General features: G+C 61.1%; 14 protein-coding genes. 7 read left to right on the top strand and 7 right to left on the bottom strand.

Annotated features, from left to right (window positions below):
* Positions 1-28: 28 nt before the first annotated feature.
* On the bottom strand, positions 29-658 hold the full coding sequence (locus J5M56_RS01040) for a LysE family translocator (RefSeq protein ID WP_186476953.1): 630 nt from the start codon (positions 656-658) through the stop codon (positions 29-31).
* Between the two features lie 2 nt (positions 659-660).
* The gene (locus tag J5M56_RS01035) at positions 661-1,443 is read right to left on the bottom strand and encodes a YqcI/YcgG family protein (RefSeq protein WP_186476954.1); all 783 of its coding nucleotides are present in this window, start codon (positions 1,441-1,443) and stop codon (positions 661-663) included.
* A 160-nt stretch (positions 1,444-1,603) separates the two neighbouring features.
* Between J5M56_RS01035 and J5M56_RS01030 the strand changes: the two genes are divergently transcribed.
* The 3 genes from J5M56_RS01030 (at position 1,604) to J5M56_RS01020 (ending at position 5,703) form a co-directional block, all read left to right on the top strand.
* Positions 1,604-2,524, top strand: a complete 921-nt coding sequence (locus J5M56_RS01030) for a LysR substrate-binding domain-containing protein (RefSeq protein WP_186476955.1) — start codon at positions 1,604-1,606, stop codon at positions 2,522-2,524.
* A 64-nt stretch (positions 2,525-2,588) separates the two neighbouring features.
* Complete coding sequence (locus tag J5M56_RS01025) at positions 2,589-4,949, top strand: DNA polymerase II (RefSeq protein ID WP_207869132.1); 2,361 nt, start codon at positions 2,589-2,591, stop codon at positions 4,947-4,949.
* A gap of 202 nt (positions 4,950-5,151) precedes the next feature.
* Positions 5,152-5,703, top strand: coding sequence for a DUF4174 domain-containing protein (locus J5M56_RS01020; protein ID WP_207869130.1), 552 nt, complete (start codon positions 5,152-5,154; stop codon positions 5,701-5,703).
* A gap of 104 nt (positions 5,704-5,807) precedes the next feature.
* On the opposite strand, the gene J5M56_RS01015 is transcribed toward J5M56_RS01020, so the two are convergent.
* The 4 genes from J5M56_RS01015 to J5M56_RS01000 form a co-directional block, all read right to left on the bottom strand.
* A complete protein-coding gene (locus J5M56_RS01015) occupies positions 5,808-6,656 on the bottom strand; it encodes a shikimate dehydrogenase (RefSeq protein WP_186476958.1) in 849 nt (282 codons plus the stop codon).
* Positions 6,653-7,102: a type II 3-dehydroquinate dehydratase gene (aroQ, locus tag J5M56_RS01010; RefSeq protein WP_060479182.1), complete on the bottom strand. Its 450-nt coding sequence runs from the start codon at positions 7,100-7,102 to the stop codon at positions 6,653-6,655. Before aroQ ends, J5M56_RS01015 begins: the two co-directional genes overlap by 4 nt.
* A 158-nt stretch (positions 7,103-7,260) precedes the next feature.
* The gene (locus J5M56_RS01005; protein ID WP_207869128.1) at positions 7,261-8,595 is read right to left on the bottom strand and encodes an MFS transporter; all 1,335 of its coding nucleotides are present in this window, start codon (positions 8,593-8,595) and stop codon (positions 7,261-7,263) included.
* A gap of 139 nt (positions 8,596-8,734) precedes the next feature.
* Positions 8,735-9,424, bottom strand: a complete 690-nt coding sequence (locus J5M56_RS01000) for a FadR/GntR family transcriptional regulator (RefSeq protein WP_207869126.1) — start codon at positions 9,422-9,424, stop codon at positions 8,735-8,737.
* Between the two features lie 299 nt (positions 9,425-9,723).
* Between J5M56_RS01000 and J5M56_RS00995 the strand changes: the two genes are divergently transcribed.
* From J5M56_RS00995 to J5M56_RS00980, 4 genes are read left to right on the top strand one after another with little or no spacing between them, the layout of a single operon-like run.
* Positions 9,724-10,473, top strand: coding sequence for a transporter substrate-binding domain-containing protein (locus J5M56_RS00995; RefSeq protein WP_225915537.1), 750 nt, complete (start codon positions 9,724-9,726; stop codon positions 10,471-10,473).
* Positions 10,474-10,495: 22 nt separating this feature from the next.
* Complete coding sequence (locus tag J5M56_RS00990; RefSeq protein ID WP_207869124.1) at positions 10,496-11,161, top strand: amino acid ABC transporter permease; 666 nt, start codon at positions 10,496-10,498, stop codon at positions 11,159-11,161.
* Entirely contained in the window at positions 11,158-11,808 is a 651-nt protein-coding gene (locus tag J5M56_RS00985) for an amino acid ABC transporter permease (RefSeq protein WP_207869635.1), read from the top strand. Before J5M56_RS00990 ends, J5M56_RS00985 begins: the two co-directional genes overlap by 4 nt.
* Positions 11,795-12,529, top strand: a complete 735-nt coding sequence (locus J5M56_RS00980) for an amino acid ABC transporter ATP-binding protein (protein WP_060479177.1) — start codon at positions 11,795-11,797, stop codon at positions 12,527-12,529. The genes J5M56_RS00985 and J5M56_RS00980 overlap by 14 nt, the downstream gene beginning before the upstream one ends.
* On the opposite strand, the gene J5M56_RS00975 is transcribed toward J5M56_RS00980, so the two are convergent.
* Positions 12,526-13,266: a hypothetical protein gene (locus J5M56_RS00975; protein WP_207869122.1), complete on the bottom strand. Its 741-nt coding sequence runs from the start codon at positions 13,264-13,266 to the stop codon at positions 12,526-12,528. The genes J5M56_RS00980 and J5M56_RS00975 overlap by 4 nt on opposite strands.
* Positions 13,267-13,386 lie beyond the last annotated feature (120 nt).

Here is a 13,386-nt window from a genome sequence, read left to right as displayed (position 1 = left end):
CAAGCGTGCACTGCATCAGTGCTGGCGATCAACCGGCCAGGGCCTTCAGGTTGTAAGCCAGGCCACCCGCGGCAATCAGCAGCAGGACCACACCTGACGCGAGGGAAATCATGCGGTTGCTGCGCTGGGAGGTGATCTTGCCGATGGCGAAGATGTACAGGCTCAGTACGGCGAAATCGATCAGCACCCACAGCAGTGACAGCACCACCATGCTCTTGCCGAACGACTCGGTGATCTGGATGAACTGCGGGAAGAAGGCGATGAAGAAAATGATGTCCTTGGGGTTGGAAATGCCCACCATGAAACCTTGCCACAACCCGCCGCGCGTGGCTTTCGCTGGCGCAGTTGCCACCTCGTCGACAGCTGGTGCCTGCAGGCTCTCGCGCAGGGTGCCAACGGCGATGTAGCCGATGAACAGGCAGCCCAGCAAGCTCATGGCGCTGAGCCAGGTTTTGTCGATGGCGGCACTGGTGAGAATGACCCAAGCTGCAGCGCCGATCAGTACTAGTGACGCCCAGTTGGTGCCGACGGCGGTGAAGATGGCTTTTCGTGAACCGGAGGCGGCGGCGGTGTTGACGATCAGTGCCACTACCGGGCCTGGGGTTGCGATCAGTAGCAGGACGGTGAGTGCGTAAGTCAGTGTCAGTGCGGTATTCACGGTCAGTTCTCGGTCAGTATGTCGGGTGTTGCATGGGATTGAGCATGAAAGGGGCAGCGCGACGGATTGAGCGAGCCTGCTTCCTGCAACTGGTATTGCTTCCATTCGAAATTGTCGTCCTGGCCAAAGAAGCCCAGGCTCTCGGGCATGACCCCGTCGTTGTAATGGCGCACGCGGTCACGAATACGCGCCCGAATGCGTTGCCCGCTTTCGGTAGCGGCATTGGCCACCTCGTCAAAGTTTTCCCGAGGGTTGATAACGAACGTGATGTGCGGCCCCAGGTTGCGGCTTTTCATTTGTTGGTGGCCGGGGAAGTTCATGTTGATGAACAGCGCCATGCCGGCGTAGCAGAACGACCAAGCGTTGTCGTGCGGATCGGTAGGTATCGCTTGCGGCCACGGATGTGGGTCTCGAGCGTGTACGCCGCGCAGGACTTTCCAGGCCAGCGCTTGTTGCTCGGCCAGGCTGCTGGCGGGATCGGTTTCGAGAAACACCACCAGCGGGCTGCCGATGCGTTGTTTGATCGGTACCGGAGAAATGGTGCGGATGTACTCGGCCAGCCCTTGGGCAATGTCATCGGCCAATTGCTCGGCGCGGGCGAAAAGGATGTGGCAGGAGGCGCCTGCGACCGCTTTGCGCCCAAACAGGCACGGAAAATCAGGGTTGGCGAGCACGTTGCGAAAATGTTGCAAAGTTTGTTGCGTCCAGTGCTGATGCTTCCGTTCATGTTTATCGGCCAGCTCTAGCGCATCCAGGCGATAGCAGTTTCCATAACCCGTAAACATGATTTCCCCAGGAGTTCGAAATAAACGAGCGTTAAGCTCATATGCAGGCAGATTGGTGACATATCATTTTAATTTCCTGCATTTTCTGAGACGCTCTTCACGTTGTAAAACGCGTGGAACTATGACCTACTATTAGTCTTACTCATGCTTTGGGGGCATCATGTCGGAACGGATTCAAGCGCTGCATGCCCTGCGGGCCTTCGAAGTAGCCTCGCGCTATGGCTCGTTTACCAGGGCTGCCGAGGAATTGGCCCTGACCCAGGGGGCCGTTAGCCATCACATTAAAACCCTGGAGTCGATGTTCGGCTGCGACCTGTTCGAGCGCCGGGGCCCCAAGCTGAGCCTGACCGAGCATGGGCGGCTGCTGGCCCAGGAGCTCAAGGTCGGTTTCAAGATCATCGAAAATGCCTGTGCATTGCTGCGTCAGGATCGCTATGGGTTGCGTCTGAAAGCCCCATCGACACTCACCGTACGCTGGCTGCTGCGTGCCCTGGATGGTTTCAAGAAGCTCGAAGACAACTGCAGCGTGCAGCTGTCGAGCGTGTGGATGGACATCGACTCGGTGGACTTCTACTCCGAACCCTACGACTGCGCCATCCTGCTTGCCAATGGCCGCTTCCCAGCCGATGTGGACAGCGTGAAGCTGTTCGATGAATGGCTGATCCCGGTTTGCCACCCCGACTACATGGTGCAGGCCAAGCCGGAGCTGGCCGACCTGCGCCAGTGCGAGTTCCTGCACCCATCACCGGATCGACGAGACTGGCGGCGCTGGCTGGCGCGTATGGACGCCTTGGACATCAGCATCGATCAGGGCCAGGTATTCGACACCCTGGACCAGGGTATTTCGGCGGCGCAGCAGGGTCTTGGCATTTCAGTGGTCGACCTGGTCCTGGCCAGCGCCGACTTGGCTGCCGGGCGGCTGGTAACGCCTTACAAGCATGCGGTATCGACGGGTGACGGCTATTACATGACTTGGCTCAAGAGCAGCCCCAAGGCGCGGCAGATGCACAAGCTGCGTGATTTTTTGCTCGGCCAGGTGCCGCCATTGAGTCACAAGGACATCGATTACCTGTACGGCTGAATACAGAGTCCCCGGCAGCGATCCTACTGGCGTAGAATCAGGCTTTTGCGCAGAGGTCGATGCGGTGGAGTTGCAGCAGGGGTTTGTCCTGACCCGGCATTGGCATGACACGCCAAATGGCACCTGTGTGGAGTTCTGGCTGGCCACCGATGCCGGGCCACGTTTGCTGCGCCTGGCTGCGCAGGAGTCGGTGGCGTTCATTCCCCAGGCGCAAGCCGAGCATGCTCGGGTGTTGCTGGCCAAGGAACAGGGGGTGCAGCTCAAACCGCTGCGCCTGAAAGACTTCGATCAGCGGCCGATGCTTGGCCTGTACGCCCGCCACTATCGCCAACTGCTGCAACTCGAGCAACGCCTGCGCAGCGCTGGCATCGACGTGTTCGAAGCCGATATCCGCCCGCCTGAGCGTTACCTGATGGAGCGCTTCATCACTGCCCCGGTGCAATTCACCGGCACGCTGGATGAGCACGGAGTGCTGTGCGATGCACAGCTCAAGCCCTGCTCGCACTACCGCCCGGCGTTGCGCCTGGTTTCGCTGGACATCGAAACCAGTGAGCGAGGCGAGCTTTACAGTATCGCTCTGGAGGGGTGTGGCCAGCGCCAGGTGTACATGCTTGGGCCGGCCAATGGCGACGCCGCAGGCTTGGACTTCGATCTGCACTACTGCGCCGACCGCGGCGAGCTGCTGGCATGCCTCAACCAGTGGCTGGCCGAGCACGACCCTGACGCGATCATCGGCTGGAACCTGATCCAGTTCGACCTGCGTGTGCTACACGAGCACGCCAAGCTGCTGCAAATTCCTTTGGCGTTGGGGCGCAACGGGGCGCCGATGACCTTGCGCAGCCATGCCGGTGGTGGCCACGTATTCGTCGATGCCCCCGGGCGGCTGCTGATAGACGGTATCGAGGCGCTGCGTTCAGCGACCTGGAGCTTCCCCTCGTTCAGCCTGGAAAATGTCGCGCAGACGTTGCTTGGCGAGGGCAAGGCCATCGATACCCCGTACCAGCGAATGGACGAAATCAATCGCCGCTTTGCCGAAGACAAGCCGGCCTTGGCGCACTACAACCTCAAAGACTGCGAGTTGGTGACGCGGATCTTTGCCCATACCCGGCTGCTGGAGTTTCTACTGGAGCGGTCTTCGGTGACTGGCTTGTCTGCAGACCGCAGCGCAGGCTCTGTGGCCGCGTTCTGCCACTTGTACATTCCGCACATGCACCGCTTGGGCTTTGTTGCCCCCAATCTAGGCAGCCGCCCCGAAGAAGCCAGCCCCGGTGGTTTTGTCATGGACTCGCGCCCAGGGCTCTATGATTCGGTGCTGGTCCTGGACTTCAAGAGCCTTTACCCCTCGATTATCCGCACCTTTCTGATCGACCCGGTTGGACTGGTCGAGGGTTTGCGCCTGCCTGATGACGCGCACTCGATTGAAGGTTTCAGAGGCGGGCGCTTCTCGCGCAGCGCACATTGCCTGCCGGCAATCGTCGAACGTGTTTGGCAGGGGCGCGAAGCGGCCAAGCGTGACGGCAACGCTCCGCTGTCCCAAGCGTTGAAAATCATCATGAATGCGTTTTACGGCGTGCTTGGCTCAAGTGGCTGCCGCTTTTTCGACCCGCGCCTGGCATCGTCGATCACCATGCGTGGGCACCAGATCATGCATCAGACCCGCGCATTGATCGAGGCTCAGGGCTACCAGGTGATCTATGGCGACACCGATTCGACCTTCGTGTGGCTCAAGGGCGCCCATGGTGAAGAAGCCGCAGCGCGTATTGGTCATGACCTGGTGGCACAGGTCAACCAGTGGTGGCGCGAGCATTTGCAGGAAACCCTGAAGCTGCAAAGCGCATTGGAGCTACAGTTCGAGGTGCATTACCGGCGCTTCCTGATGCCCACCATCCGTGGTACCGACGAGGGCAGCAAGAAGCGTTACGCCGGCTTGGTGCGACGTGCCGATGGCAGCGAGGACGTCGTGTACAAGGGCCTGGAGTCGGTGCGCACCGATTGGTCGCCTTTGGCCCAACGCTTTCAGCAGGAACTGTACGGGCGGATCTTCCGCGGCCAGCCTTATCGCGATTACCTGCGCGACTACGTAAGCCGAACCTTGGCTGGGGAGCTGGATGAGTTGCTGGTTTACCGCAAGCGGCTGCGCAGGCCTTTGGCCGATTACCAGCGCAATGTGCCGCCGCATGTGCGCGCTGCCCGGCTGGCGGACGACTACAACAGTGCAGTGGGCCGCCCCAAGCAGTACCAGCGTGGCGGCTGGATCAGTTACCTGATCACCACAGCGGGCCCGGAGCCCCTGGAAAACCTGCAATCGCCCATCGATTACGAGCACTATCTGAGCCGCCAGTTGCAGCCGGTGGCCGACGCTATATTGCCGTTTGTGGGCGATGACTTCGCTGCGTTGACCGATCGCCAACTGCTGCTGTTTTGAGCCGCCCGTCGATCATGCGATCTGTCGATGGGCTATGCTCAGGTTCAGGTATGGTGACTTTCTCGGATGCCCGAAATCCTGGAAGACACGCGAAGTTACTTTTGCGTGAGCGCTCTGGCTTGTGAGTTGGTTTAGTCTCCCGAGTCGGATCTTTCTCCATGATCTGTAGTCTTTGTTTTATCGAGGAAATAAGGAGATGTGCATGCTCGTCCGGTCATTGACCCTCGCCACTTTGCTCGCTGTCAGCGGCACGTTGTTAGCAGCCGACAGTGACGCGCCACTGGCCAAGGAACTGGGCAAGGCCAGGCCATTGGTCGTTATCGCGCCTAGCAGTGCCGACCCCACCCTGCGAGGGCTGAACGACGCGCTCAAGGATCCAGCAACCGAGGCCGGCTTCAAGGAGCGCAAGCTGGTGCTGTTCAGCGTTGCTCAAATGATGGGCAAGCGCGATGACAAGAACCTCGAACAGCAGACCACCATGGCCCTGATTCGCGAGCTCAAGCTAGGTGCCAGCAAGGGTACCAAGGTGATTCTGGTGGGCCTGGACGGTGAACGTCATGTGCTCAAGGATGATGAGTCGGGGGACAAGCTCGACGCCCAGTCGATCTTCAAGGCAGTTGATGAGCTGCCGGCCAGCGAGAAGGCGGCGGTCGCTCCAGAGCCTACGGCCGCGGCTGCGCCCGAGCCCAAGGGTAAGGATGGCAAGGCCAAGCCCGCCAAACCGGCAGCGCCTCCCAAACCCCTGGAGGACTGAGCCCAGCCGAGCTGAAGGCACTGGCTGGTTGTTTGTCGCTGAACCTGCTTGCGCACCCTGTGTGACGCGCAAGCAGGCTCATTTCTCGTGAAGGGTAAGTTAGGTCAGGTGAAGCTGGCGAAATGCGTTTGCATCCGCTGGGCATTCGCCTGTTTGCCGCTGAACAGTTCGAACGCTTTGACGGCTTGGAATACGGCCATGTTGCTGCCGTCCAGGGTTCGGCAACCGAGGGCGCGGGCTGCTTTGAGCAGTTCGGTTTCAAGCGGGAAGTAGATGATTTCAGCCACCCACAGGCGCGGGTGCAAGAGTTCGACCGGCAAGGGTGTGCCTGGCAATTTCGCCATTCCGACCGGCGTGGTGTTGACCAGCCCATCTGCATCGGCGACCTGAGCCGCGAGGTTCTCGCCCAGCACCGCCCGGCCTTCACCGAAATGGCCATTGAGATTGTCGACCAGCGCTTGCGCACGTGCGGCGTCCACTTCGAACAGCACCAGTTGCTCGACGCCTTCGCTCAACAGTGCATGAGCCACGGCAGAGCCTGCCCCGCCCGCGCCCATCTGCACCACGCGCTTGCGCGAAACGTCCGGCAGGCCGCGCCGCAGGCCTTCGGCGAAGCCCAGGCAATCGGTATTGTGGCCGATCCGCCTGCCGTTCTGGAACACCACAGTATTCACTGCGCCGATACCCCGCGCCTCGTCGGACAGCTCATCGAGCAGCGGCAGGATCGCTTGCTTGAATGGGTAGGTGATGTTCAGCCCTGTGAAGCCGGTATGTTGTGCGGCATCCAGCAGTTGCGGCAATGCGCTGTCTGCAAGCTGAAGCTGATCAGCGTCGATCAAACGGTAGAGGTAGCGCAGGTGCTGGGCGTCGCCTTCGTGCTCATGCAGAGCAGGGGTGCGCGATAGCTGGATACCGCGGCCAATCAGGCCGGCGAGGATGGCAGGTTGGCTCATGGGCGTGGCTCCCGCAACAGTTCGGCAAAGTGGCTCAGGGCCATGCGATAGCCATGGCTGCCAAGGCCGCAGATGACCCCGACTGCAATCGATGAAACGAAAGACAAATGGCGGAACGGCTCGCGCTTGTGCACGTTCGACAAGTGCACTTCGATCACCGGCAGCTCGCTGGCCACCAGTGCATCGCGAATCGCCACCGAGGTGTGGGTCCAGGCGCCGGGGTTGATCACGATACCGGCGCAACGGCCCCGAGCGGCGTGAATCCAGTCGATCAGTTCGCCTTCATGGTTGGTCTGGCGGAACTCGATTTCCAGGCCATGGGTTTGAGCGGTTTCGGCGCAACCCTGGGCAAGGTCGGCAAGGGTTTCATGGCCATACTGGGCGGGCTCGCGGGTCCCCAGCATGTTCAGATTAGGGCCGTTGAGCACGAGAATGAGGGGTGTCATGACGGGTATCGCTTTGTTGTTGTTGAATACCCCTATGTTTGTACCGGGTGGTTAATTCCGTCAATTGGATCGGCTATCGGCCAGGGGAAAGTGGGCGATTATCGGACTTTTTTGCATCCCATCGCCGCTCACTCTCCTTGACTGGCCGCCGCCCGCTATCAGCTGGATATTGGGACCTGTGGCGCTACGTCGCTGTCGGCTGCCTCGTGCAGCGAAATGCGCGAGGTTTCCGGCAAAGCCAAGCCACCTACCAAGGCCACCAGGGCGATGGCTACCAAGTAGAACGCCGGCGCCAGGCTGCTACCGGTCTGTCCGATCAACCAGGTAGCTACCAGGGGTGCAGTGCCGCCAAACAGCGTGTAAGCCACGTTATAGGTGATTGCCGAGGCGGTGTAGCGGGTGCGGGTGGGGAAGCTTTCCGACAGCAGAGCCGCCGTCACCACACCACTGCACAAGGCGCCCACCGCCAACAGGATCACCCCCAGCAGTGCTGCCGGCATCGAGCCGGAACTGGCCAGCCAGTAAGCGGGGAATACACAGACCATCACCCACAGGCAGGTGAACCCGATGGTCTTGCGTCGCCCGACGCGGTCGGAGAATGCCCCGGCCAGCGGGCAGCCCACCGCTGCGAACAGCAACGCCACGGTGGTTACCAGCAACGACTGCGCGCGGGTCAGGTTACCCACCAGTTGCAGGTAGGTGGCGAAGTAGGTGGTGAACATGTAGAACGACAAGGCCGTCAGCGAGATGAACATACCCAGGTTACGTATCGCACGCCCGTGGTTGCGCAGGGTGTCCTTGAGTGGCGAATGTTCGTGGACCTTGCCCTGTGCGATGGCTTCGCGAAATGCCGGGGTTTCCTCCATGCGCCAGCGCAGGTACAAACCCACCAACCCCAGCGGTGCGGCCACCAGGAATGGGATGCGCCACCCCCAGGCGGTCATCGCTTCGGTGGAGAGTGTAGCTTCCAGGCCATAGGCGATCACCGCCGCGCAGGCGAAGGCCGAGAACGTCGATACCGGCACGAAACTGCCGTAGAACGCGCGTTGGTTCTGGGGAGCGTGCTCCATCAGGTAGGCGCAGGCGCCTGCGTATTCGCCGCCGGCAGAAAACCCCTGCAGGCATCGCGCCAGGGTCAATAGAGCAGGTGCGGCGAGGCCAATGCTGGCATAGGTCGGCAGCAGGCCGATCAAGGTGGTGGAGCCAGCCATCAGCAGGATGGTCAGCGACAGGATACGCTTGCGCCCGAGGCGGTCGCCAAGGGCGCCGAACACGATGCCGCCGAGCGGGCGTAAAGCGAAGGCCACGGCGAACACCGCGAAGGTCTTGAGCAGGGCGACGCTGGCGTCTTCACTGGCGAAGAACTGGCTGGCGATCAATGTGGCGAGAAAGCCATACACCGCGAAGTCGAACCATTCGACGAAGTTGCCGATGGCCGAAGCGGCGATGACCCTGCGCAGGGTGGCGGGGGGTACCTCATGCGATATGGACATACGCAAGCTCTCCGGTTTGCAAAGGCAGCCTTGATGAGTGTGGCGCGCTCAGGGTGCGCCATCGTTGTTATCAGGGCCAGTAGACCGGTGCTTGTGGGTGTACGCATCGTCGAGGGCGACATCGGGATGCCTGTGGGCGTTACACCGTGAATACCACGCCGGTGCGTGAGGCGGCATTACGGATGTGTTCCTGCATGGCCTTCTGCGCCCCCGCTTGGGAGCGACGGGCAAGGGCGCGGAGGATCTTGCGGTGTTCATCCCAGGTTTCCATCGCTCGTTCCGGGCGGATGAAGGGCAGTTTCTGGCTTTCCAGGAAGATGTCCTGGCTGGCGGTGATCACTTGCAGCATGGCCTGGTTGCCGCACGCCTGCAGTAAGTGTTGGTGGAAAGCGAAGTCCAACTGCGCTGCGGCTTCGAAGCGCCCGGCTTTGAGCTCCACACGCATGGCTTCGACGTTCGCTTGCAAGCGGTCGATGTCGTGCGCAGTCATCGCGAGGGCCGCCTGGCCGGCGGCGAAGCCTTCCAGGGCGTAGCGCAGTTGGAAGGTATCGCTGGCCGACACCTGCTCGGCGTAGGGCCAGGCAAAGCACGACGACGCAGGCGCCGAGGCTTGTACGAAGACGCCCTTGCCTGGCTGGACACTGACCAGGCCCAACGCGCTGAGCGACGACAGTGCCTCACGAAGCGAGGCCCGGCTTACGCCCAACTGCTCGGACAGATCGCGCTGTGACGGCAATGCGTCTCCAGGCCGATAGTCGCCATCGTCGATCAATTTGCGGATGCCTTGCAGGGCTTGTTCGGGGACCGCGCGGGGCAGGGTGTCGTGCATGCTGTTCAGACCGGTCGGAGGGCGATGACCTTGGCTTTTTACGGCCATTGACGAGCGCTGGCAAGCGTTGCTCTGCCGTGGCGCAGCCCAGCATCGCCCTGCACGAAAGCAGGGCGTGAACGCTGGAGATTGAATGGCAGGCTGGCAACTGTTCAGACCAGTAAGACCGTGTGGTGCAGTGTTTGCGGCGTTTAGGCCGGTTTTGGCATGGCCCATGCACTGCTCCGATCGCCCCTTACCTTGAACCTCTGCGAGGCCATTCGATGAAGACTTTCCGTACCCTGTTACTGGCCAGCCTGATGTGTGGCGGCGCCCTGGTATTGCCCACAGCCAAGGCCGATGCACTGGCTGACATCAGCGCACGTGGTGTGCTCAAGGTGGCAGTGCCACAGGACTTCCCCCCGTTCGGTTCGGTCGGGCCTGACTTCAAGCCCCGTGGCCTGGACATCGATACGGCGCAGCTGCTGGCCGACAAATTGGGTGTAAAACTTGCCCTGACGCCGGTTAACAGCACCAACCGGATACCGTTTCTCACCACTGGCAAGGTCGACCTGGTGATCTCCAGCCTGGGCAAAAATCCTGAGCGTGCAGCCGTGATCGACTTCTCCAGGCCCTACGCACCGTTCTACCTGGCCGTATTTGGCCCGGCCGAGGCGGACATCGCCAACATCGATGCCGTAGCAGGCAAAACCATCAGCGTCACCCGCGGCTCGATCGAGGACATGGAACTGAGCGCCGTGGCGCCCAAAGGCGCAGTCATCAAGCGCTTCGAAGACAACAACTCGACCATCGCCGCCTACCTTTCCGGGCAGGTCGAACTGATCGCCAGCGGCAGTGTGGTAATGGCGGCCATCGCTGAGAAAAACCCGGCCAAGGTGCCGGTGATGAAGGTCAAGCTCAAGGACTCGCCTGTTTACGTGGGGCTGGCCAAGAACGAGCCGGCGTTGCTGGACAAGGTCAATGCCACGCTGGAAGCCGCCAAGGTCGACGGCAGCCTGAACCGCAACGCCGAGAAATGGTTGAAACAGCCGCTGCCGGCCGACCTGTGAGTTGCATCCGGAGCTTGTAACCATGGCGTATGCGTTTGATTTTGCCCCTGTATTGGCCCAGAGCGACCTGCTGCTCAAAGGCGCTTGGTTCACCTTGCAGCTCACCGCCGTCGGCACGCTGCTGGGCGTGGCCATCGGTGTACTTGGCGCTGGTGTACGTGCCTGGCGAGTACGGCCTTTCGACCTGCTGTTCGGTGTGTACGTCGAGTTGATCCGCAACACACCTTTCATCGTTCAGCTGTTCTTCATTTTCTTCGGCCTGCCGGCGCTGGGTGTACGCCTGACCGAGTGGCAAGCCGCCGTGCTGGCCATGGTGATCAACCTCGGAGCCTATTCCACCGAGATCATTCGGGCCGGTATCCAGGCCATCCCCAAGGGGCAGTTGGAGGCAGCCGCAGCCTTGGCCATGAGCCGCTTCGAGGCGTTCCGTCATGTGGTGTTGCAGCCTGCGCTGGCGAAAGTCTGGCCGGCGCTGACCAGCCAGATCGTGATCGTCATGCTGGGTTCGGCGGTGTGTTCGCAGATTGCCACCGAGGAGCTGTCGTTCGCCGCCAACTTCATCCAGTCGCGTAATTTTCGCGCCTTTGAAACTTACCTGCTGACCACCTTGCTGTATCTGTTCATGGCCATCGTGCTGCGTCAGCTGCTGGCCTGGGCGGGGCAGCGCCTGCTGATGGGGAAACGCTGATGGACTTCACCTTCTGGGACATCTTGCGCAATCTGCTGATCGGCCTGCAATGGACCCTGCTGTTGTCGCTGGTAGCGTTTGTGTGTGGCGGTTTAGCGGGCCTGCTGGTGCTGGTTGCGCGGTTGTCCCAGCACCTGATGGTGCGCAGCCTGGCCAGGGGCTACATCGGGCTGTTCCAAGGTACGCCGCTGCTGATGCAACTGTTCATGGTGTTCTTCGGCATTGCCTTGTTTGGCCTGGACGTGTCTGCCTGGATGGCCGCCGCGATTGCCCTGACCCTGTTCACCAGCGCCTTTCTCGCTGAAATCTGGCGCGGTTGCGTCGAAGCGATACCGCGCGGCCAGTGGGAGGCCTCCGGCAGCCTGGCGCTTAGCCGGATGGAGCAGTTGCGCCATGTGATCCTGCCTCAGGCCATGCGCATCGCCGTGGCACCGACGGTTGGCTTTTCCGTGCAGGTGGTCAAGGGCACGGCGGTGACCTCGATCATTGGTTTCACCGAACTGACCAAGACCGGCGGCATGCTGGCAAACGCCACGTTCGAGCCGTTCATGGTCTACGGCCTGGTCGCGCTGGGCTATTTCGTACTCTGCTACCCGCTCTCGTTGAGCGCCCGTTATTTGGAAAGGAGGCTGCATGCCCCTGCTTAGAGTGTCCGCGCTGCACAAATACTATGGCGACAACCACGTGCTGAAGGGGGTCGACCTTGCCATCGAGGAAGGCGAGGTAGTAGCCATCATCGGCCGCAGTGGCTCAGGCAAGAGCACCTTGCTGCGTACCCTCAACGGCCTGGAATCGATCAGCGACGGTGTTATCGAAGTGGACGGCGAATACCTCGACGCTGCCCGAGCCGACTTGCGTTCCCTGCGGCAAAAGGTCGGTATGGTGTTCCAGCAGTTCAACCTGTTTCCCCACCTGAGCGTGGGCGAGAATGTGATGCTCGCCCCGCAGGTGGTGAAGAAGGCCAGCCGCACCGAAGCGCGCCAGTTGGCCGAACAGATGCTGGCGCGGGTTGGCCTTGCCGAAAAATTCGATGCCTATCCTGATCGCCTCTCCGGTGGCCAGCAGCAGCGAGTCGCGATTGCCCGCGCCTTGGCGATGTCGCCGAAGGTGTTGCTGTGCGACGAGATCACCTCGGCCCTGGACCCGGAATTGGTCAATGAGGTGCTCGGGGTGGTTCGCCAACTGGCCAGCGAGGGCATGACCCTGATCATGGTCACTCACGAAATGCGCTTCGCCCGTGAAGTTGGAGACAAGCTGGTGTTCATGCACCAAGGCAAAGTGCATGAAGTGGGCCACCCGCGTGAGGTGTTCGCCGCGCCGCAGACGGCGGAGTTGGCCAATTTCATTGGAGCAGTGGCGTCGGCCTAAGGACGGCCGACACGCCACGGTGCGTACTCAAGCTCGCTGTAGCCCTCAGCCACGCCGTTGGCATTCGCTGAATAGCCCGGCAGCAGGCTCAGGTTCGTGGCTAGGCAGCGGGCATTGAGACGGGCCTGGAGCTCGCTGTCCAGCCGAAAGTCGGCTGGCCGCAAAGGGTGCGGGTGAATCTGCACCAGGCACTGCTCGACTTTGCCTTGTGCATTGCCCTGGTAATACACCGACACACTGCCAACGCTGGTTACCGGTTGATCGCGCAGTAGGTGCTGCCAGAAAAATACTCGCTGCGCGTTTGCCTGACCCCGCAGTGATGCAGGGTCTGCTGCAGGCAGCATCACGACCAGCGGGGCGATGACGTCGACAGTATCCTTGGCCCCATACAACGCTGCAGGTACGCGGGGGTAAATGGTCTTCCAGCACTGCGCTTCGACCAGCCTGGCCAGCACCTTGAAGTTGCTCAGAGGTACGCCAGCCGGCAGCAGCTTTTCCTGGCCCGGTGAAGGCTGGACCTTGCAAGCGATGGGTGCGGAATTTGCGTCCAAGGTGATGCGCAACCTCACTACACCGACATGCCGACCGCTATCGGTGGTGGCGATTGTCTGGATGAGCGCTTGCTGCATTTGCTTGGCGAAGATGTCCGTTGCAGGGGGCTGCGCGTCTGGTACAGCGCGAGCCTTGCAAGCGGCCAAAGTGAGGGCGAATAGGATGGTCACCAAGATTTTTGACACAGGAACGTCCTTGCGTGTGCTTGAGCCGGAACTTCGACCCCGGGGTGGATGGCGTGCATATTCTCCCTGACCGCACGCGCAGAAGTGACTGCTGATTGTGTGGGAAACATCTTCTCGTGC

It is taken from the genome of Pseudomonas sp. 51_B (genome assembly GCF_017491595.1).
Classification (GTDB): domain Bacteria; phylum Pseudomonadota; class Gammaproteobacteria; order Pseudomonadales; family Pseudomonadaceae; genus Aquipseudomonas; species Aquipseudomonas promysalinigenes.
The sequence above is the reverse complement of the archived record's forward strand: the minus strand, read 5'-3'. Positions and strand labels throughout refer to the sequence as shown.